General features: G+C 45.6%; 23 protein-coding genes and 9 pseudogenes. 6 read left to right on the top strand and 26 right to left on the bottom strand.

Annotated elements, in window-relative coordinates; all coding sequences use genetic code 11:
• Positions 1–145: 145 nt before the first annotated feature.
• On the top strand, positions 146–553 hold the full coding sequence (locus ACLJQJ_RS00160; RefSeq protein WP_000788200.1) for a Spy/CpxP family protein refolding chaperone: 408 nt from the start codon (positions 146–148) through the stop codon (positions 551–553).
• 330 nt (positions 554–883) lie between these two features.
• Positions 884–1,603 (top strand): adhesin/invasin protein PagN, encoded by a 720-nt coding sequence (gene pagN / locus ACLJQJ_RS00155; protein WP_000787605.1) that lies wholly within the window; start codon positions 884–886, stop codon positions 1,601–1,603.
• Positions 1,604–1,606: 3 nt separating this feature from the next.
• On the opposite strand, the gene ACLJQJ_RS00150 is transcribed toward pagN, so the two are convergent.
• The gene (locus ACLJQJ_RS00150; RefSeq protein WP_031603244.1) at positions 1,607–1,795 is read right to left on the bottom strand and encodes a hypothetical protein; all 189 of its coding nucleotides are present in this window, start codon (positions 1,793–1,795) and stop codon (positions 1,607–1,609) included.
• A 56-nt stretch (positions 1,796–1,851) separates the two neighbouring features.
• Here ACLJQJ_RS00150 and ACLJQJ_RS00145 point away from each other — a divergent pair.
• Positions 1,852–1,955 (top strand): annotated as a pseudogene (locus tag ACLJQJ_RS00145) (hypothetical protein); the annotation flags it as partial.
• 610 nt (positions 1,956–2,565) lie between these two features.
• Here ACLJQJ_RS00145 and tioA read toward each other — a convergent pair.
• The 6 genes from tioA to tcfA form a co-directional block, all read right to left on the bottom strand.
• The gene (gene tioA, locus ACLJQJ_RS00140) at positions 2,566–3,183 is read right to left on the bottom strand and encodes a protein TioA (RefSeq protein ID WP_000241747.1); all 618 of its coding nucleotides are present in this window, start codon (positions 3,181–3,183) and stop codon (positions 2,566–2,568) included.
• Positions 3,184–3,322: 139 nt separating this feature from the next.
• Positions 3,323–3,778, bottom strand: coding sequence for an Lrp/AsnC family transcriptional regulator TinR (gene tinR, locus ACLJQJ_RS00135; RefSeq protein WP_000141547.1), 456 nt, complete (start codon positions 3,776–3,778; stop codon positions 3,323–3,325).
• A gap of 132 nt (positions 3,779–3,910) precedes the next feature.
• A complete protein-coding gene (locus ACLJQJ_RS00130; protein WP_001543176.1) occupies positions 3,911–4,957 on the bottom strand; it encodes a CfaE/CblD family pilus tip adhesin in 1,047 nt (348 codons plus the stop codon).
• Between the two features lie 34 nt (positions 4,958–4,991).
• A complete protein-coding gene (gene tcfC, locus ACLJQJ_RS00125; protein ID WP_000092516.1) occupies positions 4,992–7,679 on the bottom strand; it encodes a fimbrial outer membrane usher protein TcfC in 2,688 nt (895 codons plus the stop codon).
• A 108-nt stretch (positions 7,680–7,787) separates the two neighbouring features.
• Positions 7,788–8,363 (bottom strand): fimbrial protein TcfB, encoded by a 576-nt coding sequence (tcfB, locus tag ACLJQJ_RS00120; RefSeq protein WP_000287954.1) that lies wholly within the window; start codon positions 8,361–8,363, stop codon positions 7,788–7,790.
• A 50-nt stretch (positions 8,364–8,413) separates the two neighbouring features.
• A complete protein-coding gene (tcfA, locus tag ACLJQJ_RS00115) occupies positions 8,414–9,124 on the bottom strand; it encodes a fimbrial chaperone TcfA (protein ID WP_001009501.1) in 711 nt (236 codons plus the stop codon).
• A gap of 917 nt (positions 9,125–10,041) precedes the next feature.
• Here tcfA and ACLJQJ_RS00110 point away from each other — a divergent pair.
• Positions 10,042–10,638, top strand: a pseudogene (locus ACLJQJ_RS00110) (ATP-binding protein).
• Between the two features lie 64 nt (positions 10,639–10,702).
• Here the strand turns inward: ACLJQJ_RS00110 and ACLJQJ_RS00105 are convergent.
• The 11 genes and pseudogenes from ACLJQJ_RS00105 to ACLJQJ_RS00055 all read right to left on the bottom strand — a co-directional run.
• Positions 10,703–10,864, bottom strand: a pseudogene (locus ACLJQJ_RS00105) (transposase); the annotation flags it as partial.
• An 80-nt stretch (positions 10,865–10,944) separates the two neighbouring features.
• Positions 10,945–11,064 (bottom strand): annotated as a pseudogene (locus ACLJQJ_RS00100) (hypothetical protein); the annotation flags it as partial.
• Positions 11,065–11,183: 119 nt separating this feature from the next.
• Positions 11,184–12,131, bottom strand: coding sequence for a LysR family transcriptional regulator (locus tag ACLJQJ_RS00095; RefSeq protein WP_000970302.1), 948 nt, complete (start codon positions 12,129–12,131; stop codon positions 11,184–11,186).
• Positions 12,132–12,627: 496 nt separating this feature from the next.
• A pseudogene (locus ACLJQJ_RS00090) lies at positions 12,628–12,865 on the bottom strand (PerC family transcriptional regulator); the annotation flags it as partial.
• 82 nt (positions 12,866–12,947) lie between these two features.
• Positions 12,948–13,769, bottom strand: coding sequence for a polysaccharide deacetylase family protein (locus ACLJQJ_RS00085; protein WP_000119391.1), 822 nt, complete (start codon positions 13,767–13,769; stop codon positions 12,948–12,950).
• A gap of 406 nt (positions 13,770–14,175) precedes the next feature.
• Positions 14,176–14,646 (bottom strand): AfaD family invasin, encoded by a 471-nt coding sequence (afaD, locus tag ACLJQJ_RS00080; RefSeq protein WP_063809041.1) that lies wholly within the window; start codon positions 14,644–14,646, stop codon positions 14,176–14,178.
• Positions 14,647–14,667: 21 nt separating this feature from the next.
• On the bottom strand, positions 14,668–17,178 hold the full coding sequence (locus ACLJQJ_RS00075) for a fimbrial biogenesis outer membrane usher protein (protein WP_063809040.1): 2,511 nt from the start codon (positions 17,176–17,178) through the stop codon (positions 14,668–14,670).
• Between the two features lie 23 nt (positions 17,179–17,201).
• The gene (safB, locus tag ACLJQJ_RS00070) at positions 17,202–17,942 is read right to left on the bottom strand and encodes a pili assembly chaperone SafB (protein WP_000691916.1); all 741 of its coding nucleotides are present in this window, start codon (positions 17,940–17,942) and stop codon (positions 17,202–17,204) included.
• Between the two features lie 74 nt (positions 17,943–18,016).
• Positions 18,017–18,514: a Saf-pilin pilus formation protein SafA gene (locus tag ACLJQJ_RS00065; RefSeq protein ID WP_063809039.1), complete on the bottom strand. Its 498-nt coding sequence runs from the start codon at positions 18,512–18,514 to the stop codon at positions 18,017–18,019.
• 751 nt (positions 18,515–19,265) lie between these two features.
• A pseudogene (locus ACLJQJ_RS00060) lies at positions 19,266–19,836 on the bottom strand (integrase core domain-containing protein); the annotation flags it as partial.
• Complete coding sequence (locus tag ACLJQJ_RS00055; RefSeq protein WP_217805114.1) at positions 19,770–19,928, bottom strand: transposase; 159 nt, start codon at positions 19,926–19,928, stop codon at positions 19,770–19,772. The gene ACLJQJ_RS00055 and the pseudogene ACLJQJ_RS00060, both read right to left, overlap by 67 nt.
• A gap of 91 nt (positions 19,929–20,019) precedes the next feature.
• On the opposite strand from ACLJQJ_RS00055, the gene ACLJQJ_RS00050 reads away from it, so the two are divergent.
• Entirely contained in the window at positions 20,020–20,334 is a 315-nt protein-coding gene (locus tag ACLJQJ_RS00050) for a SymE family type I addiction module toxin (RefSeq protein WP_072102863.1), read from the top strand.
• A 66-nt stretch (positions 20,335–20,400) separates the two neighbouring features.
• On the opposite strand, the gene ACLJQJ_RS00045 is transcribed toward ACLJQJ_RS00050, so the two are convergent.
• The 6 genes and pseudogenes from ACLJQJ_RS00045 to ACLJQJ_RS00020 all read right to left on the bottom strand — a co-directional run.
• The gene (locus tag ACLJQJ_RS00045; protein ID WP_077918084.1) at positions 20,401–20,679 is read right to left on the bottom strand and encodes a hypothetical protein; all 279 of its coding nucleotides are present in this window, start codon (positions 20,677–20,679) and stop codon (positions 20,401–20,403) included.
• A gap of 130 nt (positions 20,680–20,809) precedes the next feature.
• A pseudogene (locus ACLJQJ_RS00040) lies at positions 20,810–20,967 on the bottom strand (RHS repeat-associated core domain-containing protein); the annotation flags it as partial.
• 29 nt (positions 20,968–20,996) lie between these two features.
• Positions 20,997–21,464 (bottom strand): hypothetical protein, encoded by a 468-nt coding sequence (locus ACLJQJ_RS00035; protein ID WP_063809038.1) that lies wholly within the window; start codon positions 21,462–21,464, stop codon positions 20,997–20,999.
• A gap of 92 nt (positions 21,465–21,556) precedes the next feature.
• Positions 21,557–21,832: a hypothetical protein gene (locus ACLJQJ_RS00030; RefSeq protein WP_223229629.1), complete on the bottom strand. Its 276-nt coding sequence runs from the start codon at positions 21,830–21,832 to the stop codon at positions 21,557–21,559.
• 449 nt (positions 21,833–22,281) lie between these two features.
• Positions 22,282–22,575, bottom strand: a complete 294-nt coding sequence (locus ACLJQJ_RS00025) for a hypothetical protein (RefSeq protein WP_125854225.1) — start codon at positions 22,573–22,575, stop codon at positions 22,282–22,284.
• A 24-nt stretch (positions 22,576–22,599) separates the two neighbouring features.
• A pseudogene (locus ACLJQJ_RS00020) lies at positions 22,600–22,772 on the bottom strand (RHS repeat-associated core domain-containing protein); the annotation flags it as partial.
• Positions 22,773–22,908: 136 nt separating this feature from the next.
• Here ACLJQJ_RS00020 and ACLJQJ_RS00015 point away from each other — a divergent pair.
• Positions 22,909–23,155 (top strand): annotated as a pseudogene (locus tag ACLJQJ_RS00015) (hypothetical protein).
• A 32-nt stretch (positions 23,156–23,187) separates the two neighbouring features.
• Here ACLJQJ_RS00015 and ACLJQJ_RS00010 read toward each other — a convergent pair.
• Positions 23,188–23,643, bottom strand: a complete 456-nt coding sequence (locus tag ACLJQJ_RS00010) for an SMI1/KNR4 family protein (protein ID WP_058820897.1) — start codon at positions 23,641–23,643, stop codon at positions 23,188–23,190.
• A 3-nt stretch (positions 23,644–23,646) separates the two neighbouring features.
• Positions 23,647–24,576 (bottom strand): RHS repeat-associated core domain-containing protein (locus tag ACLJQJ_RS00005; RefSeq protein ID WP_240872390.1); only part of this gene is annotated, 930 nt, incomplete at its 5' end.

Raw genomic sequence — 24,576 nt, 5'->3', positions numbered from 1 at the left:
CGTACACGTAGTACGTGAGGATTTTGAGCACTGCCCAGGTCCAAAATGGCAAGTAAAATAGCCCTAATGGGATAGGCTCTAAGATAATTGCTCGCCATTCGTGGGTAATAAAAACGGTTAATCACTCCCTTATCAGGATATCTTCATGAAAAACTTTGTACGCACAACTTTACTGGCAGCGACTCTGGCGGGCGTTTCTTTTGGCGCTTTCGCCACCGCTGTCCCCAATCCTCCCCTGCCCGCCCAGGATCCTATTGTCCAGCATCTGAAGCTGACAAACGATCAGATTACCCGGATCAAAAAACTTCACCAACAACTGGAAACCGACGTCAGTCAGATTTCTATGAAGGGAATTAAAGACGGTGCGCTGATAGAGGTGATTAAATCCGGTAAATGGGATGACGCCGCCGTAAAACAGCAGCTTGCAGCCTTCAGTAACATAGAACAACAGGCTCGCTATTATCGGGTTAAATATTATTTTGATTTAAGCAAAGTCTTAACACCAGAACAGCGTCAACAGGTACAACAAGATCTCGCCCAGGCACTTGAGTAAATATTTTTGCCCGTTATTCCTGGATAACGGGCTTTATCCAGGTCGGGTACAAATTCATCTTCATCTTTTTCTTACAGCATCGCTCTATCTAACACTACCCGTTACATAACGTAGAAGTGAAACCGTACGTGGGGCAATTTGGCGAGGAGATGGATTTCCATACCGACGATTATCGTATTGTTATTTAAAATCTTCATCTCATTTTTTACCCGCTTACAGAAAACCCAGCGTTACAATAGACCGTTTTTTGGGCTTCGTTTATGTAATCGTTATATCACCCCCTATACCGTGAAACTTGTCTTTTAGCCCAATGTTAAGGCAGGTTCTGAAATGAAAAACTTTTTCGCAGTCTGCATCATTCCCCTTGTGGTAGCCTGGTCCGCTACTGCATCAGCAAAAGAAGGGATCTATATCACCGGGAAAGCGGGGACATCTGTAGTAAATGTCTATGGAATCAACTCAACCTTCAGCCAGGATGAGATAGTCAATGGTCATGCAACGTTACCTGACCGTACCAAAGGCGTTTTTGGCGGCGGGGTTGCTATCGGTTATGACTTTTATGATCCATTCCAGCTTCCAGTACGTTTAGAACTGGATACCACTTTCAGAGGTGAGACGGATGCTAAAGGCGGGCAGGATATTATTGCATTTGGTCAGCCAGTACACATAAATGTAAAAAATCAGGTCCGAATGACCACTTACATGGTTAATGGCTATTATGATTTTCACAATAGTACGGCGTTTACACCCTATATCAGCGCAGGCGTTGGCCTCGCTCATGTGAAGCTAAGTAATAACACCATTCCTGTTGGTTTTGGTATTAATGAAACTCTGTCTGCTTCAAAAAATAACTTTGCCTGGGGCGCAGGTATCGGTGCAAAATATGCTGTAACAGATAATATTATGATTGACGCCAGTTATAAATACATTAATGCCGGCAAAGTAAGCATTTCAAAAAATCACTATGCTGGTGATGAACATACCGCTTATGATGCAGACACAAAGGCTGCCTCCAATGACTTCATGCTCGGCATTACTTACGCCTTTTAAACACTATCGGTAAAATAGCTGGTTCTGTGGGTTCCCGAAGGCGCAATGGAGGATATCAGTAATGAATACTCCTGCGCCTTCAGAAAATCGTTGAACAGGTGCAACCTGGCGCCATTTTTCAGTACACTGCAACGTTTCTGGTATGGGCTTAACTTCCGGCTGCCCAAAAACAGCCCCGTCCTGTTGTATGATCTCTAAATGTGAATGGCACGATTATGCGAGATACTTACAAGTGTCTGGTATGAAGATATACTGCGAACGCCGATGTAAACGGCGCGCGTAACATTTTAGAGCGGGACACGCCGTGCTTGCCTGTGGAAGGAGCGTGCAGTCAGGCAGCCCGTTGGAGTAGGAACCCACGCCCTTCAGGACGTGGAGGATGTCAATGCACAAGAATTGGGGAATCTTTAGCAGAATTTATTATCTCTACAGTAGCATCTCTCTTGTTCCCGTCATAAATAACCCAATGCCTCCAGAGCTGAAACCGCCTTCAGCATGAGCACTGGCTGCAAATAACACCAAATAAAATAATAATATAACAACTACCGAGACAAAAAACACCTCTCTAAAGTATTTAGAATTCATACAGTCAGCTCATTTAAATTTAACGTCACATGCAACCATGCATGCGTAAAACAAGAACCACACTCATATTAATAATGATTAGTAATGTGAGTGTGCGTATAACGAGATACAGATGTATATTCCTTAATGTAACGGAACATCATCAATGCAAATAGCAACCATCGATATATTAAACTAAAATAATACATCTAGTGCATATATAAACCATTCGTATGGTGGCTGTAATAAAATTGTTGATAAACGGTCATCCCCTAAACTTCCAGCCTCCCCACCGCACGAACAATGATGTTCTTTATATTTAATCGTAATAAAAAACAAAACAATAATTAAACAAAAAATAAATAAGATATTTTTGATTCAAATTTTCACTCCTTCTGTTATATACACCAAGTTTCATTTTTTTTATGATCCCGAAAGAAAAAACCGTCATATGACGATGGCCATTGCATTCCATACATGTAATCAACTTCGTTCTGGTACACGGCTCTCTGTTCTACATCATTTATATCCCCGACAAGAATCTTTTGGAACTTATGATAATGATAAACACTACTAATAAAATTAGGATCACGAGGCACTACGCAAGCCTGAAAAAAGAACCCAAGGTTTTTAATTTCACTGGAATAAGAATGTTTACCACAAAAATCAAACCAAACTTCCATACCATAATCTCTGCGACTCCTGATGTACTCGCTCAGAAATTTGTGGTTGTTATTAAAGTCAACAGAAACAGCAAATAACCCGACGCTATTTAATTTACTGATCCTTTCCATATGTATGAGCACAAATTCCCAGGGGATCCTGAGTATATATTTATTTAACCCATATTTATGGTTGAATAAATTAAATGACTTTTGTAACTCTTCAAAAAACATCAATGACTCAATTATGTGGTTTTCGCCTTCTTTCCAGAAGGGTTCAACGAAATAAATATCAGTAACATCATCTGTTTTAATGCGGTTTTTTGTTACATGCACGGGGTGATATTTAACCATGTGATATTCCGCTGTGTTATTCTGTGCTGCTTAATTTCACCACTGCTGATTAAAATCCTTGTACAACAGCCGCAATCTGCCGTTGTTGTTCCGTAAGAAGGATAATAATGTATTAAATCAGTAAGTACACATCACACTTTCACACTGGCAGTTCGTTTGTTTCCTTTATTTGCTCAAGAACAAAGCTCGATGCAGATCCACTAATTGAAGAATTAGTTAATATTATTTTCTCATAAAAACTATAGTAATCGTTCATATCTGTAAATACTGTATGCATTAAATAATTAAATGATCCAGAAATTCGATAAAAGGCAATAACCTCAGGCATTGACTTTATTTTCTCAGAAATACTAGCGTATTGCTCCTCAGATATGTTAATCATAATAAAGACATTAAGTGAAAGACCTAGTTTTTCTTTATCCAATAAAGCGAACTGACCAATGATAACCCCCCTGTCTTTAAGTTTTTTTAAACGTTTGAAACATGGTGTGGGCGTAAGTCCCACTTTATATGCAAGTTGCCATAAAGTTTGCGCACAATCTTTTTGGATTTCTTTCAATAATTCTTTATCTTTATCATCTAAATACTCAGTCATAGGAAAGCAGAACCTCACGCATTGATTTTCATAAGTGAATAGATTTTCTTTATTAAATAAAACAAGTATATAAAGAGAACTCTGATTTAAAAAACCATATAAGAAAGATATCAATAAAATAAATAATTACTGTCAGGGGGTTTGTGTTCCCATCAGCATTGTCACTGTCAGCGTTCCCTGATACTCACCAGAACGCTTCTCCCTGATGTTAAAGGGTTGTGTTGTCAGGGTAAGGGGCACTGGCACACAACGTACCGCCTGCCGTTGCCCGGGAAGTACCACCGGACGCGTTGCTGCTTTATCCACGTTCTCCAGACTGAACTCCACGCCACGGGTGACAGGAATACTTCGTCCCCCATAATTCATACTGACCGCATAATCAATCGTATCAGCAGAATCGCTCTTTATAACCTGAAATCCCGTACCTGACTTATTGCTTCCTTCTATCTTCATCTGTAATGAACGGGCTTTCACACCTCCGTCATACAGACACATATCCAGATTAGCCCTGCCCGACATTTGTGAGGCATTCAGCCGGTGCAGATTCAGATCCACCCGAGGGGTTGCAGTACCAAACTGCGGAAAGTAAATAGCAGCATTTTCTGCAAAGTGGTCTGTCACATTCAGCGTGATATCCGACACTAAACTACCGATTGGAATATGCCACCATGCCTCAGCCCGCATCTGTAAATGTGCGCTCCATTGCCCAATAGGGAGTTTTCTGCGTTCGCTTGCAGGTATCCATAGATAATATCCCCACGAATAGGCGCATCCTCCACCAGAATCTAAAAAATAATCACCACACGAACTGGAACGGTATCCCTGAAGAGCCACCTCTGCCTTCTTGCCTGTTTTTAAATCTGTAAACATCAACCTGATTGCTGAAAACTTACCAGCCACCGTCACGTTATGACCCCACAGACTTCTCGTAGAGCATGCACCGTTACTGGGATCATTCTCAGAGAGACAAAGTAAACTCCCTCGGTTCATAGTGTTGTCCTCAAACTTAATATTTTCATTACGCAAGATGTACAAATCTTCAACAGACTGGCTAATGTCCTGAGTTTGAGTAATAGGTATGTATTTGTTGTAGGTAAAATGGTCTGCCCACACGTTTAATGGAGCTATACACATAGCTACCAAGAGCAGCCAATACCACGTCATACTCGCCCATTTCATTTTATTTTCCATACTAATCGTTTTTATCTTTACGTTATGCTTCCTGAACGGCATGGCGCAGCAGACCAGCAACGTTCAGTAAACGGATGACCCGCGGCGATATTTGCAACGCCTGTGGCAGGGCATCCACGTCACTTAATTCACACCGCACATCACCCACTACCTGCATAACATCCCGACGTTTATGTACTGACATCGGACAACGCAGGATCCTGTTTTTTGACAGCAGCCACAGGCTGGATTCTTTATGCTCGCTCTGCAGGCTAAATCGCCCGGAAGGTCCCAGCGACAAAAATGGATGGTTCAGTGGCTGTGCGTCCAGCAGCGGTCTGCCATCCTTGTCCAGTACGCGGCCAACGTACAGTCGGCTCATACTGGCGCTGATGTTGTGAACCAGCAGATGCCCGGGTGTCAGGAAGTAACGCCTGCTTCCCCCTCCCGCTTTTACGCCTGCCATACCCTGTGAACTAACCCCTGCATCCTCAATGGTCACCTCCGTGGCGTTATAGCCTTCCATCAGCAACAGCGACTGCTGACCAAAACCGAGACTGAACGGCTGGCTGCTGCCACGAACGCTGACTACTTTCCCGCTACTGCCCTCGTCCCCCTCTGACTCCACGTTCACCGCCATGCCAGAGGCCGGTTCACCGTCCTGACCACCTCCCCAGAACAGTCCATTACGGGATAACGCCAGAGACGAGCTGTAGCCAGCGGTGAGTGAACTGGCGCTGCCCGCATTACGTTGATGGGAGTTACTGATAGTGGCGCTCAGTTCCCCCATACGGCCGCTCATGCGTCCGCCGAGACTCCCGCTCCAGCTGTCGTCGTTATAACCGGAGAAACCCACCGACAGTTCACGATACAGATCCTGCTGCCAGGATCTCACATGGTTCACATTCCAGGACGTCTGTGTTTTTTGATTCCGGCTACTGTGAATATCGGTCCCGGCTGAGGTATACCCATTACTGCCAGTCATTGTCGGTGGTTGAGAGGCATATGACACACTGACACTCATAAACAAGCCATCATCATTCACTCCGTTATTTCGGGTTCGCCATACTCCCCCATGGGTATTAATATTCATGCCAGCCATATTAAGGCTGTACGTTGCACTAGCCTGAGCAGATTCGCGGTGAGAGGCAGGGATGTATGCCTGTCGCCAGAACACATTTTCTTTGTCACTGTTATCATCATATCCCCGGTAAACCGGCCGACCTTCTGTCCTGCTGGTACTGTATCCCAGTAGGGCATACCAGTTCCCCACCGGAACCGACAGGGAGGCGTTCATCGAAGTCTGGCAGGTCATACTGGCATGCACTGACTGTGGATGACGACCACTACAGGCATCACTTTCCGTATGGTTACGCCACAGACTCGCGGAAAATCCGTCGTTGTATGTCACCTGCTCAGTGTTACCGCTCGTGCTGTCTGTCCCATGCAGTATCCCGGCAGAAAGGTCCAGCGTGCCATCCAGCACTGCATGCTGTGAATTCAGTCGGGTTTCACTGTACCAGGCCTCATGTGCCAGAGAGATACCTTCGGTCAGACTGATATTTTTCCGCAGCCCAGTTCGGAATCCGGCAGCCATGACAGTCTCACCGTCATAATGGCTGGCTTTATCCCCGGTATCTTCCTGCCCGCCCTGAATAAACCACTGGGTCTGTGCACTGAAGCTATTACCCCCCTTACTGAAGGGCTGGCTCTCCGTTCGTCGCAGAATTCCATCCTCATATATCCGCAACGCCAGAGGATAGCTTCCCGGTGGAAGAGAGTGAGTATCCAGGGTATGCATTCCCGGGGTCAGGAACTGACTCCCCAGCAACTCGCTGCCACGATAAATATCAATACGGGCATTTCGGGTAACCTGAACCATAACCGGAGTGGCATTCTGGTCCACCTCATGGTTCACATAAGCTTGGGTGGTCCCGGTTCGTAATCCATCAAACCGGCTCAGGGGAAGCAGACTGAACCCAAAATCCCCCCCCGTGGCGCTGGACAGATTCCGCTGATCCATCCGACCAGCCTGGAGATAATACTGATTGCCGAGATCCTGACGGACAAACAGATTGTCAAACCAGGCCTGACTGTTATTGTAATGTTCTGACTGATTCCAGATAGCCGCCCAGTTGCCTCCCAGATAACGACCGTCACCAAGCCCCAGGGCACCGCTACCATTCAGTGTCATATTACGACTGTGGAGATCATCACTCAGATACAGCGTCTGGCGGTGAATAAATGCGCTGACACCCTCCGGGGTCGGAGTCAGCCAGCGTTTATCACGTCGTTCTTCATCCGGCAACCAGTCCCGGTTAAGAAACAAAGATAACTGAGCGTTGTTCTCATCAAAAATAACCGCAACATCCTCTTTATCTGTTGCCACGTAACCACACTCGCTGCTGTCTTTTGCTTCTGAGACACCACAGACCAGATTGCTGTTACGTAGCAACGGACGGCTGAGTGCAGCCAGCGCTTTTTGCCGTTCTGCGCCCGGCAACGCGGCAAGCCCACTGCTTTCAAGTACCATCAATGGGGACATGAACTGCACGGTGTCCGGTTTAACCACCACCGGAAATAATCCCAGTGAATGCCCTGGTAGCAACACTTCAATTTGCTCAGTCTGTCCTTCCAGCAGAGATTCAAATCCAGGAGGGGGAATAAGAGTTGCCTGGCTGGTAAAACTGCACAACCCCAGTAAATAATACATCCAGAAATAACGACTCACGTAAAGAGACCTGAATTGCAATGAATAATAAGATCAATACCGGATCCGGTTCAGGTACGAACGGTGACAACCCAAAACCGGATCAGATGAAGAGCTAATAACCGGTTATTAGCCGGCAGTGACAGCCTGTGAAATCACCAGACTGACCAATCCGCTGTATTCACCGGCAGGCAGGTTTTGTAAGGCTGCTCCAGCCTTCTGACCAATATCCAGGTTCAGCAGAGCTGAAGCATCGCCAGTTTTTCCGTCCGGGAACAGGGTTTTAGCTTCCAGTACAGAATTGGTGGTGGTCAGTGACCGTCCTCCCAGAGTCACTTCCATATCAATGGTTTTGGTGGGATCCAGGACGTTGATAAGTTGTGGAGCATTCAACAGTTTTACATTAACCGACTTGGTCTGATCGTTGCTGTAAAGGCGGGTCTGGAGTGATTTATGGACCAGGCCCTTACCCGGCATGAAATCCAGCTTCATAGTCGACGGGAGGGATGAACCATCGGCCTGCAGCAGTTCAAGTGTACTGTCAATATTGGCAGTGACGGTAATATCCTTCTGAACCGCAGAAACAGAAAAAGAATAAACGGTGGCCAATGCCACAGCCGCGGCAATAAAAGATGTTTTCATGTTCATAAAAAATAACCTTGCTTTGTTGTTTATTACAGTGATATATGTACACCCGGTATACATCCGCTCCCCCTGAGAATAAATGTAGGGTATAGCGTACGCTCCGTGTGTTTTTACTTTCCGGCTGCTGTTAAATCAGCAGAGATTACCGGTGAATTTGCACCCGTACGATATTCCACACGAAATGCATTACTTTTTATTCCGGCCGGAATATCAGCACTCCCGCCGGGATAAATACTTTTGTCTATATTCTGCCAGTGGCATGTGGTGTCGCAGTTGCCGGCCCGAATAAGAGAAAGCCGGGTATTTCCCGTATTCAGCAGGTGGTGACCGTCCGTTACCAGCGCAGGCCTGGGGTCTGACGGAGAAACACGCAGCAACACCCCCCAGACAAGATTCACACTTACGGATGAATTTTGCTTTCCACCTGCCTGTGGATCATCTTCCAGTTCAGGAACAGCCTCGAAGTATACCCGCCAGGCTTCCTCTCTTTCCGGTGCCTGAGTACTGATAACACGTATTGTTTTTTTTGTTCCCGGGGAAAGGGCAAATTTCTCCGGGGAGACAACAAGTCCTGTCTCTATATCATTCCCTGCTGGTACCTCCTTCTCCTGTGGCATACCAGGATGTTCAATACGCATGATTCTTGTTCGAATATATTGCACATGATCTGATTTAGAATAGACGAACAGCGAGGTGGCCTCTTCGCGGCTACTATTAATTTCTGCCGCCATGGGATAAACGAGCATATTCGCCCTGGCATGACCACATGCAAACATAGCGACACAGAGAAACACCCCGGGAAGAGTATCTTTAAAATTCATACCAGATTTTACCGTATAAAAGTCATCTAAATTTTAGTATTAGCATAGACAGAAAGTTATCAGCATAAAGAAGCAAATTACGATTCAGTGTTAATACATTTTGTGTGGAGGGCATCATACGGAATAAAATTTTTCGCTCAATACCTCTGTTTTTTTCAGGAAAGAAAAAATTAGTAAATAAAAGTCCACGGATTTCATTCACCAAAAGCGAACGACAGATCTGTAAGAATCGCTGAACAATTAATAACGCAGCAGTAAAAATTTTGGAAATTCTTCATAAAAAAGTTGTTACTGTGTACCTGACTTACTCAGATAAATGGAACTGTATCCCCCCCCCCCTTCAAAGCAACAAATACGTAACATAACAACGTAGGAGACAGAGAATCTAAAGAAAGCCCTCCAGGAGGGAGATACAATTCAGACTACAAAACCAAATAAACCTTAAACAAAGCCACAAATAGACTGATCATCATGAGGTTTTACAAAACCAGGTAAAAAAAAGTAAGCAAAGTAATTAATTTAGAAAACTAAAGTTACAGTTAGATCAGATTTACTTGCTCAATATCTGTTAAAAATATGATATCAGCAAACAAAAACTTATATACATCATATGGTTACGCTTGATGTTTACACCTCTCCAGCAAAGTGTAATCAATATAATACACTATTTTTAGTTGAAATATTGGTTAAATAATCCATAAACAACAATAAAAAACAGAATAATTCACCATGAAAATGTAATTTATCTTTTAAAACATAAAGTTACAAAAAAACACCATTCAAATTGATGCCAGTCCTTTACCTGTCAATGTTGTTTACGGTTCCTTTCCCCCTTTTGTGCGAGTAAGCAACATGAATGTACAAGTCTTAACGACCAATGCCTCTGTCAGCCCAAAAATAAGTCGACATTCCTGTGCATGGCGCTGCAGCAGTTCGACTTCAGCTTCCAGCCAGGCATCGATCATAAGGTCGTCCGGGAGTTGGCCGGTCTGGCGTTCGTGGAGCGCTGCGAGAATGTGATCCTGCTGGGGCCCCCGGAGTGGAGAAAACCCACCTGGCCGCTGCCCCCGGTGTGAAAGCGGCAGATGTGGGCCATCGGGTGTTGTTCATGCCGCAGGGCAGGTTGGTAGACGCTGATGAAAGCGAAGCTGGAAAACCGCCTGAAGCGCCAGCTACAACAACTGAGCTATGCGCGGGGGCTGATCCTGGACGAAGTAGGTTACCTGCCAATGACCAGTGAGGAAGCCAGTCTGTTCTTCCGACTGCTGAACCGACGGTATGAAAAAGCGAGCATTATCCTGACGTCAAACAAAGGCTTCGCAGACTGGGGAGAGATGTTCGGTGATAACGTGCTGGCAACAGCGATCCTGGATCGGCTACTGCATCACTCAACCACACTGAATATCAAAGGAGAAAGTTACCAACTGAAGGAAAAACGCAAAGTCGGGGCGCTGACCAAAAGCGCAACGCCAATCAGTGAAGATGAAATGGCGGAAAGCGGACAGCAGAAGTGATCAAACAGCGGATATTAAAAATAGCGAAAAACGACCATAAATCCTGGCGTTGACACCCTCAAGATTTAATATCAGAAGCTTCCATGCCGCCGTATCCAGACTTCCAGTTGTCCCTGGTGGCTTCAGAAATACCGGCCTCCCGGTAGACATCTTTAACAGTCCGTCCGGATTCAACTGATCTAATCACAGCGATGATCTGGTGCGCAGTAATACGGGCTTTACGCACAGCGATCTCCTGCGTTGGCAGATTGATTATGCCGGATGATCTCTAAATGTGAATGGCTCGATTATGCGGGATACTTACAGTGCAACCTGGCGCCATTTTTCAGTACACTGCAACGTTTCTGGTATGGGCTTAACTTCCGGCTGCCCAAAAACAGCCCCGTCCTGTTTCCGGGTATTATCATTTCCGTCAGTCGGCATCATGTTTTGTATTGGGCATCGTCAAAAGACGACTGGCTGACCAGTCGCATATCTCGATGCCTCAATTCAGTCATCATCATGTGGGTTTAAGTCAGGAACGTGTCAAAACCATTCCAAACGGGTTAATCATCATTCAGAAAATCAATTTGTGGGCGATTATTCCATTTATCTTCAATAAAAGACAGAAAGCGTTGAAATAAAGGAGAATAATACTGACGATGACGCCATACAAGATAAATGGGGAGATCTGGAACCCTCCATTCAGGAAGTATAATTTCAAGTTCATTATTTTTTAAGTATTTGGTGGCAAGCCAGGCCGGAGTCATGAGGTTGATACCCTTTCCTTCTAAAACCAAATTAAGAACACTCAAAAGATTATTGGAAGATAAATGAACATTAACAGCGCCACTAATAGTGTATGATTCATCTTGACGGAAAAGAGTAAGAGGTCCGGAAAGACCATGGTTGTGAAGACCCACAATAATGTGATTTTCCAAATCGCCAGGGTGTGAGATCCTGCCATATTTTCTGATATATTTCGGACTCGCACAAAGAACCAACTTTAAAGGGCTTATCTTTCGATACACGAGATCCTCACTTTCGATTATGCCACTTTTAAAAACCAGCTCATCAAACTCCAGGGATTTACTAAAAAAATCGCTACGCTCTCGTGAATCCAGGTAGATTTTTGTATCCGGATAGCTAGCTGTAAATTCCCATATCCACTTATTGGCAAGAAACTCACAGACAATAGCCGGAGCCGAAAATTTTATACTCCCTCTGATAATTTTATCCGGATTTCGCAATTCATCCAGCAAGGACTGAAAGGAAGATGTTATCCTTTTCATGCTTGCATAGGCTGTCTGACCAGCTCCAGTCAGTTCTAAGTGATGTGAATCGCGACGAAGTAAAGTAACCTCAATAGAATTCTCAAGGCGGCTAAGCGATTTACTGACAGCAGAAATGCTAATATCTAATTCCCGCGCAGCCCGGGAAAGATTCCCTACTTCCGCCACTTTAATAAATATCATCCAGTCTCGCATACCACGATTATTGATCAGTTCCATCATTATCTTCCGTTGATAAAAGAAATTCTTATATTAAAGGAGCTATCAACGACTTACTGATGCGTCATTGTGTGCCTCAATGTCCTTGATATCATCTTAATAAAAAATCTATTGGCTGCAAAATAGCATCTGAATCGATCATGATTTTGCATCCATCTCCGGTTACTAATTGAACCTGTTTACCACTCAGTGTAAATACCCTATCTCAGAAGTGATCGTCAAGGTTGTCGCCGAACCAGATCTCAATAATAAAGTGGTTCATTGTCATGCACCCGTTCTGCAAAGGCATTCTCCTTTTCTGTGACGCAGTCTGGAGCACATTAATTGCATCGTTCACCTAACAAAGTATCCCGTGGAAACAAGCAAAACATCGCCAGATTATTCTTACTTGCATACCCCCCACCCGGCTCGATATTATTTGTGAAAGCGGAGGAAACAGAACAGACGGTTTAAATAAGACGCTTACTCAAAACATAAACCTATGTGCAGGCTCCTCTCATTTCGTCACGTCGCTGATATCCAGCTTTACTGGTGCCAGGGGAAGATATCTGCGCAAGGCAATAATTCCGGCGCAACAACAACCACTCCCGCTGGGCCTCTGTACATTCAAAATCTCCCATGACCAAAAGCCAGCGGGTAGAAGCCCTGCGCCAGTGACCTGCTGCCTCCAGATTCTGCGCAACCGGGTCTATCACGGCCTCCGGTGTTATCTTATTTCTGCTCAAAATCAGCACCATCATTTGGGATATAGCCTACAACCCCTGCCCGCCGATGATGGGGGAGGATTCGGTATGCAGCACTTTCATCCTGGTCTCCGGCTCAGTCAGCTATCCGACGTGCCCCCTTATGCCGGGCCAGCAGCGAAGAAAATCCGGGCGTGGTGTGATAAAACAGACGACGTTTCAGCCAGCCCACATTCTTTCGCTCCTTTGTGTTGATACGACCAATACGCTGTGAACCGATGACTGGATTGTTCATACGCCTTTCTGTGGTATACAGGTATGTGAACCCCAGCTCTTCAGCCACATGAATATAGTCAGAACAATACCAGCCCTCAGGCCAGCACAGATGCTGACTGCAATAACCCAGCATCTCCCTCATCCGCTTACGACTAAGAAGAATATCGACACGAAGCAAATCCGACGGATTACGGGACACAGGTTTCTGGTCCCAGCGTCGGTGGGTGTGCGTGTGCGAGTGAAACTCAACAAGGCCACTGAGGTGCATCTCCCGGACCTCTGACCAGCGCAGCATGACCTCATCAGCCCGGCCTTGTTTAACCAGCATCTGACACTCATCATGAGAGTACACCGGTTCGCCTGCAGGAATACGGACCGGTCCGTCACTGATCAAACTGGTCACAAGAAAGAGATGCGCATGCAGATTAAACTCCTGCAGCACCGGAAAAACCTGCAACCAGTTATCCAGCCAGCCGCCATCAAAGGTCAGCATGACGCTTTTACGAGGCAATCTTGCACCATGATAAAAAGCTTCCACCTCTGCTGCGGTAACGGTTTTCCAGCCAGATTCAGCCAGCCATTTCATCTGCGCCCGGAACGTACGGGGAGATAAGGTTATCTGTCCGGGTTTATCACTGACATGGTGATACATTAATACCGGTAAATGTCGTGCATAAGACATATGCTTTATTCCTTTATGTAAAAAATAAATTATTTTTACGCCTGAGGGGACAAGAAAAAGCCCCCTAAACATAAAACCTTAAATATCACATATGAATACCTGACAGATAAACAAACCTTATACCAGGGGCTTATAAAGCCCCGCTCACAAAAGAGTGAATCAAACAAATCCACAAAACAGAAAATAATAAAGGCATCAGTGTCTGTTAAATTATTTTACGAAACATAATATTCCTCTCCCTACAAAAAAGATGAATTTCAGATTTTAAAATCAATCAGCAATTGATTTTTCTGCAATGAAGATTGCTAACCATATTTACCTTGAGTAAATTTTCAATACATCCTCGAACCTGATATACAGTATTCGCCTTATTCACTGATACAGGAAGTATGAGTGGAACAGATGTCTACGCCTCCTCATGTGTCAATGCACAGGCCTTAAAATCCAGCGTCCAGGTGTCCGCAGGCACTTCCTGATTACCATCAACGACCACACTGAAACTGGCGTTATCTGCAGCGGTTCTTAAAATGGCGCCACGACCATTCACTGTATCTGGTTGCCACCCCTCACCCTCCAGGCGAACCTGAATGTGATGGCGAGGATCCTGTTGCCCGCTCAGCAGCAATACGGTAGGCGTGTTACCCGCCTTTTGCTCATCGCTCCATACCCGAAACCCGCTGTGACTGCCGTGATAAGTCACCCAGCCTTGCGCAAGCACCATCCCATCTGGCACGTGCCCAGCCCGAAAGTAAGTCCCTACACGTAGCGTTGTCTGAAGTTTTTCTGCGGCGTTCGCTATCGGCACCAAGCTACTGGCAGTGACCAGTAAGGTTACGCTATAGATAACCGTTTTCATTCGCTGTATTTTCATCCACATTATTCTCTCCTTCAGAATCGGCTATCTGCAGAGACCGCTCATTTGATACAAGCCCGCGATTCCCTTGTGGGCAGGTAGCTGGTAGTTAACCCGACATTGCTGTGCTCCCCATTTCACCGTCAGTTCGCCCTTATCCGCCAGACCAGTGAGATAAACCTGGCTATCAGTATCCACCAGAGCAGCACTGCCATCCTGCCCATTGACTGTAACCTGCGCCCCGAAAGGAATGGCGCTCCCATCTTCCCGTTTCAGCGTCATCAGTGCCCTGGCCCCGATGCGAGTGTGAAACTTCGCTTCCACCACCGCCCCTTCGGTTGGCACCACGCGCACATCGGTTTGTGTGACCTCTGCGTCATCCGGTAGTCGCGACGGATCGAGGCTGACTGTATTCTCCTGATAGACGTTCAGGTTGCCCACTGTGGTGTCGCCACGAAAATCCGTCTTAACGCCAGGCCAGCCGCCAACTGGCACCCCCGAGGCCCCTGGCGCTTCAACCAGCGCCACTGAGCCTTGCAAAGGTTGCCCCAGCGTCACACCATGATGGTGGATAACTATACCTCCCGCGATATTGACTCCCATCTGGCGCATCGCCCGGCTGTAGCTATAGTCACCACCTAACAGGCCGTAAGCCCCATTCCATGCCAAGTGCAATGCGCTGTTATTACCACCACCTGGCGGGGCATCGGCACGGTAACTCTGACGCACCTCCCAATCCAGTTGCTGACTGAATGCCTCTCCGTTGACCCCCACTTGTTGCGTCTGACCACCGTGTGATGGTGAAGTCATCTGCCAACTAGCACTTACATTATTCCCCGTCCAGCGGCTTAATGGCATACTGAACCACAGGCTGGTTATGTTCTCTTTACGGTGCGCGCCATTGCGCCACAGCGTTCTGTTTTGATTCCAGTTCAATGACAGCGAGCCCCCTCCGATAGAGGTTCCCCAACTCAGTCCGTAGCTGTCATCATGACCGGGGCGATTACGCCAGTCGGTACGGGAACCGGTTAAACTCAGATTGCCCAAATGCCTCCCCCATGACTGACTCAACATCAGGGTGGTACGCGAGCTCGGCTGCAAATTATCTCGCCACGACCATAGACGGTTGCCATCATGTCGATAACTGTCGAGCACATCGGATAGGGTGTTATAGCCCTGCGAGGCATACTGCCATCTCGTCAGAAAAAAATTTGTCCCCGTCGCAGTCAGCTGGTTGCTGTAACGCAGTCGCCAGGAGGCTCCTTGCTGTACCGCCTCCCCCTGACGCTGACTGTGTGTGTCGCTTCCATCGACAGATAAACTCCCCCACCGCCCGAGAGATCCCCCCAAACCAAGCAATGCAGCTTGATAGTGCGTTGCACTCTGTATACCGCCGTATGCAGTGAGATTCCACGGCAGACCATACATCAACGTAGCCTGCGCGATCTGCGCCTTATCCGTTGCAGAGTCTGACGATCGGTATCGGCCCGCCAACAGGCTGTACTTCAAATATCCCTGGTGCAGTGCTATCGCCGGGGTCTGATACGGCACCACAAACATTTGTGTACTGCCATCGGCCTCCCACACGGTGACATGCAGATCACCACTACTGTCTGTTACCGACAGATCCCGCAGTGCAAACGGTCCGGGCGCCACGGTGGTGTTGTAAATGGTGTAACCATTCTGTTTGACCTCCACCCGAGCCTGCGTGCGGGCAATCCCACGCACTACCGGAGCAAACTGCCGCTCACTGTAGGGCACCATGTTGTCATCCGATGCCAACATCACACCGGTAAATGGCACACTATCAAATATCTCCCCCTGCGAAGTCTTTTGCCCCAGAGTCAGACGACTTTTTAGTGAGTACAGTCCACGCTCAGCATAGGTATATGCTGCCTGCCACTTCCCCGACTGTTGACCACTCCGCTGCCAGCTGGTCGCATTGCGGACACGCCACGCACCTATATTGATTCCCGGTTGCAGTTGTACCCAGGAAGAGTTGTCACGCCTCTCCATATCCATTTTGTAATCCGTCTGCGTTGTCCTCGCACTGTAGTTCATCAGAAACGCCGGAATACCATCATCCCAGAGATCTTCAGGAGCGATCCCCTTAAATTCCGGACGCAACGCCACCTGAGGAATACTCAGTTGCAGTTGCTGATTATTGATATCCAGTACCGCTTTAGCCTGTGGAATGGCGGTCAGATCCGCACACTCATCTGGGGTCTTTGCTGCTTTCCACAACTGAGGGTAATCTTCCGTTTTTACGCCGTAGCGTGAAAGCTGACTGACCGTCAAACAAGGAGCCAGAAAAGGCGTTCCTTGCCCATCCTTTTCCAATTTGAACACCACATCACGGGTGTCGACACGTTTACCATTCACCATCACGTCCACTCGATAAGTCCCTGGCTGTTGTACCCCCTGGTTAAAGAGCGACATATCAACCCCTTTCGCTGCATCGCCCAACATCGATGCATCGAATGTGTAAGCGTGCGCATTTGCGCAGTGAACTACTCCCGCGATAAACAGTAGCAAGGCAGGATGTTTGAACTTCATATTCTGCCGCTAAGCCCCTGGATTTATTTAAGGACGTAGTGGAACGGATGACTTTCACCACCAAAGTCTGTAATAACGCTCCACTCGATATCACCACGAGTGCCACCTGGCATATTTAGTGTTTTGTCAGCAAAGGGGGGGATATACTCAAGCCCTGTAATGGGCTTTCCCCCTACTGTGACGGAGGCTAAATTCATGTAAAACGGGGTGGGGTTCTCCACCTTAAGTTTGTTGCCCGTCTCCACCCATCTTAAATTTCCTGCAACATCTTCCGGCGTCCCCTTCACGGCATCCGGGCGGAAAATCAGCTTATCACAGACGTTGATGGACAAATTGAGGTCAAGGGTCGCGCCCTTAGCCTGTGTATCCGACGGTTCATTTTCGGGTGGTACCGCCTTTACACAGACCCACTGTAAAGTTTCACGATCCGTTGGCATGTCACCACCAGTACGGACAATACGCAGTTGACTCTGCTGGTTCGCTTCTAAACGAAATAGAGGCGGCATCACCAAAAAGGGAGCAGGCGAACTTTTGTCTGCTGCTTTGACTGAAGACTGAACCAAAATAGGGTAATTCTGCGGGTTGCTCACCGAGAGCGTGGCTCCAGCTGTACCAGCGTGATAAATCACCCGTGTAGCCCCCAGCTTCACGCTGAATGATTTAGCGTTTAAATTTAATTTCTGCTCAGAGGCATACACTGGAGGAGTTATAGAATTAGAGACGAATAAAACAGCCGCCATTACACCAAAACTAATAATTTTCATATTACAAGTTATAAAAAAATGTATGACTTGATATTTATTGCGCCTTAATAAGGCGCAATAAAAGTTGTTTACTATTAAGCTTGATACTCCGCTATGTTTAGCGTCACTGGATAAGTATCAGCCTTTACCGTTTGTGATCCAGACAATTTCACAGCGACTTTATCTGCCATGTTATATACCCACCACTTATGCGAAGCACCATCCACTAATGAACCTTTATTGCCACAGCCTACCCCCCCAAAGTTAACTTTAATGGTATTACCATTTTTACCAGTTACCGTCCACACATCGCTGGCGTTGCCCACTACTTCAGGTTTAGAATAATCTCCCGTTACCGCGTATTGTTTGCTCGAACCGCTTACCGAAAGCATAGCAATAGCCTCATCAGCCTTATGAGGCCCTGCCACCAAGCCAAACACTGGAGTAAGCCGTGCTTGTAGTTGTCCAGGATTACTGAAATTTACATCCGCCGACACGCCAGTGCTTGTATTCGGCACGAGCGAGCCAGCATAACAACTAGCAGCCATAATGCTTAATGCACTTGCGATAATTAAATTTTTTACGTTTTTCATCGAAAAACCACCTTTTTTTAACCAAATTAAAATAATCCAGCACATCCAGAATACATAACGCCATACCAAATCTTACCGTATGGAAAAATCCGTGGCTGGTAATAACAGCTTGTACTTATTGGTATTTGTTACCAATTCAAATAAGTAATGTCATAAAAATCTATATATCAGAGCACCTCTTAATCACGTTGTTGTAAATATAACCAGTATTGATGTTAACATTGTGTTGTCAGGGGGGAATAGAATGCTAGTCAAAAAGCAATTATACCTTCCATTTACATTCAAGTGATAACATTACAATGACACCCACCACACTGGGTGTGGGAAACTTATCTTCGAAGAGAGGATAATTATCAGGCATCGTTGCAACATTGTTTATATTTAAACATACATCTCCTAACTCGACGGTAAGATTATTAGTTAACTTTTCCTCGCAGGGAAGATCTTTAATGGAAAATCTTGTTTTCCGAAACGGAAAAGCAATTATAAAGCTCCAACGAGAGTCTCAACACTAAGAGCTGACTGACACAGGCCAGACTGATTATACAGGCATGAAAAAGCTCTCCCCTTCCTTTCAGTTCTTGCTGGATTATGCAAACGTCGCACAACCTCCCCGTGAACATGGCACATTAATTTGAAGCAGCTCTCATCAGGTATCGCTTTTCAGTGCAGCGAAATTCATCGCAGGTGCCCCTGTAAATAGACCCGTTTTAGTTCCATGCATTTTTAAGATTCCGGCCAGATAATGTTGTTAGCGGTATTCCTTCGGTATCATATTGTTCCGCGATTCATGTGGACGTTCGCAGTTATATTCTGATAACCCTTTATCCGTAATTTCCCGCACCTCATTCAGCGTTCTGAACAGATAAGAATTGAGTATTTCTGTACGGTATGTCCGGTTAAAGCGCGTGATGAAAACGTTTTTCTTCGGCTTACCCGGCTGGATAAACGCCAGCTTTACTGCATGTTTCTTTGCTCATTCAGCCAGTGCCAGCGAGATAAATACCGGTCCCTTATCCATACGCAGCATGGCCGGATAACCGCGGTTGCTGTAATCCTGTCGAGTACACGGACCACTCGCAGAGCTGGCAGATTCAGATCGATTTCTATCGACAACGCTTCACGATTACAGTCATCAACAACATTGAACTTGCGAAAACGACGCCCACAGACCAGCTCTGGTTCAGCGCTTCCGGCGTGACCTGTGGCGAGGGATTGCGTACCGGCAGCCGTTGTTTACCCTTACGGCGAAAATTCAGCTTGAGCAGACAGTAAATACGGTGGAGCCTTTTGTGATTCCACGCGTATCCCTGCCGCCGTATCCAGACTTCCAGTTGTCCCTGGTGGCTTCAGAAATACCGGCCTCCCGGTAGACATCTTTAACAGTCCGTCCGGATTCGACTGATCTAATCACAGCGATGATCTGGTGCGCAGTAAAACGGGCTTTACGCACAGCGATCTCCTGCGTTGGCAGATTGATTATGTCGGATGATCTCTAAATGTGAATGGCTCGATTATGCGGGATACTTACATACTCACGCATTGAGAGACTTTCAGTTCGTTTGTACGGTGAATGGATGCCGCAGGCGGGGTTTATTAACGGGATGCCCGTCAAGGTGCGGGTAATGAGGGATTGCATCGTGATCACGCCGCAGCATACCCACGGACTCTTTGTCTGTATTGAAGGGATGGGCGTGACTTTTATTAATCAAAAGAAGGTGAAAGCGTGGCTAAAAACCTTTCCGGGGGCGCTGAACAATACCGGAGATATTCCGGTGATTAAACGCAAAAGAACGGAACAGGAGTTAATGAGTAATTGATAATAAAAAGCCGGGAAAAGATAACCCCTCCGGCTTTTACACATTATTCATCCGGTTCCAGATGTTTTATTTCAATCCTTTTGGTTTTATTTCTGGATGTTTTTCATATAATGGATTCATTATTTTAATAAGCATTTCACCCATGATAAAACCAACCGCTTCTCGATATACATTAAATTCATCCTCATCACAACGGGACTGAACAACAGCAACAGATTCATCAAGTTCCTTACCGAATCTCAACATTAAATTACTAATTAATATAGCTGTATCCTTATCGTTAACCATACCTATTCCTGTAGTAAAAACATCAACAGCCTTGATTTTATTTGCATTCGTTAACACAATTCCAGAAGGCAAATCCGTTACTTTTTGTAGGCAAAGACGTAAGTAAGCATTCACTAATGCAATTATTTTAAACCATTTTTCATCTTAATAACTTGCCAGAATCACCTCTATCAGTACCACAAGTAATAAGGCCAAGAGGATCACTATCTGTAATAGGATTCAGAGGATAATGATATCGGCTCCATCCCCCTTTCAGCCCTATTGGATCTACGTAATATACCTTCCCAGTCCCGGATTATAGAAACGGCGCTAGTTATAATACAGCCCCGATTCTTCATCGCATTGGGATAGGCTCTAACTGGAGTTATCACACGTTAATGTAATTTAATTACCTCCCCATGTTTCCCCGCATCATCCGTATACATTGCTTGCAAGCATATTTTTTGTCCATCATTTTTAATATAGTTAAATTCTTCAATTAAAGAATAGTTAATATAGTCCACTCTATAATATAACTCCACGGATTTTGAATTAATGACATTACTATATTGAAGTTTTCGCCCTTTAAATTCACCGAGTATTTTCATTTTAGTTCCCATAACTGTTAAAAAATCTTTTCTCGCAGTGGCATTTTTGAAAGAGTCACATGACAAATCATATATCTCAGCATACTCCCCTTTATTATAAAGAGAAAAAAGCTTATCAACTTCTTCTTTCGCAACTTCTCGAATAGCGCTATCATTTTTAATATTCTCTCTACCTAACCATGTAAAAAATAGAATAACGAACAACACAATCAACACCATAAATAGTAACGATAGAAAAAATCTATTTCTTTTCACTTGAATTCACCTGATAACCAATCATATTCCTTATCCATCAGATCGAAAATCTCCGATAGACACCTCGAATGCCGGGAGCATGTGAGTTCCCCCTAGTCTCCAAATCCGGGTCCCATACTCACACCTTTTGTATATTTATAACTATCAGTTTGATCACAAGCATCTGTATAAGCCATTCCCGCAAGAAGTGCCTCCATAAGAATCCCCTCCAGACTCTGATATTCCTGGTAATAAATCAGCATCAGGGGCTGATATTGTGAATAACAAACCAGCAGAAGTACCTGTACCGCTATGATCACACAATGAATAATACGCACAAACCTCTCTTTCCTTTGGGGTGTGTACTCCGGCTCCAGTTGTCCCGCCATCTGCTCCGGCGTCAGCCTCCCGTAACAGCCATACCGGTACACGTACTGCATATCTTCCGTGATGCGGTTATCCGCCTATAATGATTTCCCGGCTTTTATTCAACGAAGGATTAATAATTTCATGTACAGTCTCTGATATTCTTTACTCAGAGTTATCAGCCTATCCCCCAAAATAAATCACATATTATCTTGATTATTTTTTTAAGATTATCTCTAAACATCCCTCTTTTCGATAAAGTGGCATATAATACCCATATTATCGCGCTTATACTTCCAATAATAAAGATCAACATGGATATTTTATTAATCATATTCATCAAACATCAATGTCCCTATCTTTTTGATGAAATTCATTGGAGAATCCATCATGTTATGGAATTTCTCTTTATACAAATCGCTAATTGATGGCTCATCTGGATCGTCAAACTGTTCACTATAAGGCAATACACCTAATAAATTTTTGCAGCACCTATCCTTGTCGGTTTCATTAAGTGATTCTGATAATCATAAATTTGCCCTGTTATATGAAGCAGTTGCCAATTTGATATTCCACGCCCCCATGCCAGAGAAACATTGCCCACTGGAGACAATATAACCAATCCATCAGCAGCAATACCTATCCCGAGTTTGGCTACCCCACTTGCGTGCAATCTTGCAGAATTAGCCATATTTAAACTAGCCGTTAACATTTTTGCCGGATTAAATGGAAGACTATCCAGACTATTATTAGTCTCATCTATCATGCGACTACATAATTCACATGTAAACAATCCCAGCGGATCTGTATCTGTGACGGGATTCAACGGATAGTGGTAAGGATTTAATCCCCCTTTCAGCCCTGTCGGGCCTGACTGACGAACCTGCCACACTCCGGTGCATAATATCTGAACAGATTTTAATGCAGGCCCGTTTCATCGTCAAAATACGGCCCCGGCAGCCGGTTGCTCATCACCGCCCGGTGCTGGCCGGGGAGAGGGAGGCGCGGTGCCATGATGTCGCGCCCATACTCGCTCACCCTAAGCTCCACAATCAGCCAGCATCCGGCGGAGAATTAAGAATTTATTTAGTCAGCAAATATGAATGCCTCCGGCGCCAGCGTCCGCCACATCAACAGCGAAACCTGCATGACCGCCTGTTACTCACAAATCCCCAGCGGCGACTGCCAGGAAGAAGCGGGATTTGAGACCGGGGAGCGGCGTGACGGTGAAGATTTCGGACGGGTGTATTGTGCTAATGGCGGACGGTAACGAGGTGCAGGAGCTGCGCGAGCAGCTTTACAAGGCTGAACTGGTGGTTAAGGGGATGCGGGACGTGATTGTTTAATAAAAAGGCCGGTAACTCGGCCTTAATTTTACCTAGATAACTTCTTCATAAAGATTATTTATAAAATCAGAAAAAGATTCATTGATTAAATAAACATTACTCATATCAGGAGTCTCTCCTTCATCAACTTCAACCTCATGATCCCAAAAATAAATTTTATTTTCGTTATCTTTCAGCTCCATAATAATAAGGTTACCTCCCGCATCATGAGCAATAGGGATAAAGCCTGATGGGATTCTATCTTTATAATTATTGTAATATTTAAGAAGGTTACTATTTTTCTCTTTACCTAAGCTAAGAAACCGATCAACTGAAGATGCATCGTTTCTATCAGAAAAAAATTTGAACGAGTCAGGCTGAGGTTGCCCTCCATTATGTTTCATCAAAAAATTTTTATAATCAATTGGTAAAACCCCCTTTATCTCTCTCTCAAAATCAGAGATATCCTCTAATGTTGCCGGTTTTTTAGAATAAATGATATTGATCACAAATTACCTCTTACTTGTGGAAATCCCACCTGAATGCCTTATTGCATCATGTAAATCAGTAGGAACTAATTGCATATATCCAGAATCCTGATGGTGATGCCAAGTATATCCTTCAGGACGAGGATTTCCGGGACCATATCCCACAGCACGATCAGCCCTGCCAAAATCCACATTCCTTGACGCACCCAATTCAATGCGAGTATTTTTAATTGAATAACGTGAAAAATCAGGGAATCCTGCATGATTAAATGGTACACCATGAGGATATTTTCCTCTTATATCTACTGGTAATTTGCTGGCCGGATAGATTTTTCCTGCAAATGAACTATTGCTAGGATTACGTCCATTGATTTTCTTCACCATTGGGCCACAACTCAGCCCAAGTGGATCGATCCAGCTTATCGGATTCGGCGCATACTGATAAAGATTTATCCCACCCCGGATCGAAATAGGATCGCCCGATATAAACTTCCCGATATCCGGATCATAAAATCTGTACAAATTGTAATGCAGCCCCGTTTCCCTGTCCAGATATTGCCCCTGGAAACGCAGGTTCTGCTGTACGGGCCGGGTTTCTTTTTCATGCGTCAGGTTCCCCCATACCTGATAGCCCGCTTCCCAGACAATATTGCCCCCGCCGTCCGTCATCTCCTCCGGCGCGCCGTTTACGTCCGTATGGTAATACAGCACCTCATCCGCTTCGCCCGGCGCCGCCCTGTCCACCCGCGCCAGCGGCTCGTGGCTCCCCTGGTCGCTGTAGATATACAGGCTGCTGCTTCTTCCCAGCCTGCACTCCTGCGCCAGCCGCATTCCGTCCCATAAAAACGTCGTCCGGTTATACGGCTTTCCTTCCGCGTCCAGCTCGTGCTTCTCCACCCGCCTGCCCGGCGCGTCGTACACGTACCCGTAACGCCGTACGGTGTTCCCCCGGGT

It is taken from the genome of Salmonella sp. SAL04202 (assembly GCF_046550775.1).
GTDB lineage: Bacteria > Pseudomonadota > Gammaproteobacteria > Enterobacterales > Enterobacteriaceae > Salmonella > Salmonella enterica.
The sequence above is the reverse complement of the archived record's forward strand: the minus strand, read 5'-3'. Positions and strand labels throughout refer to the sequence as shown.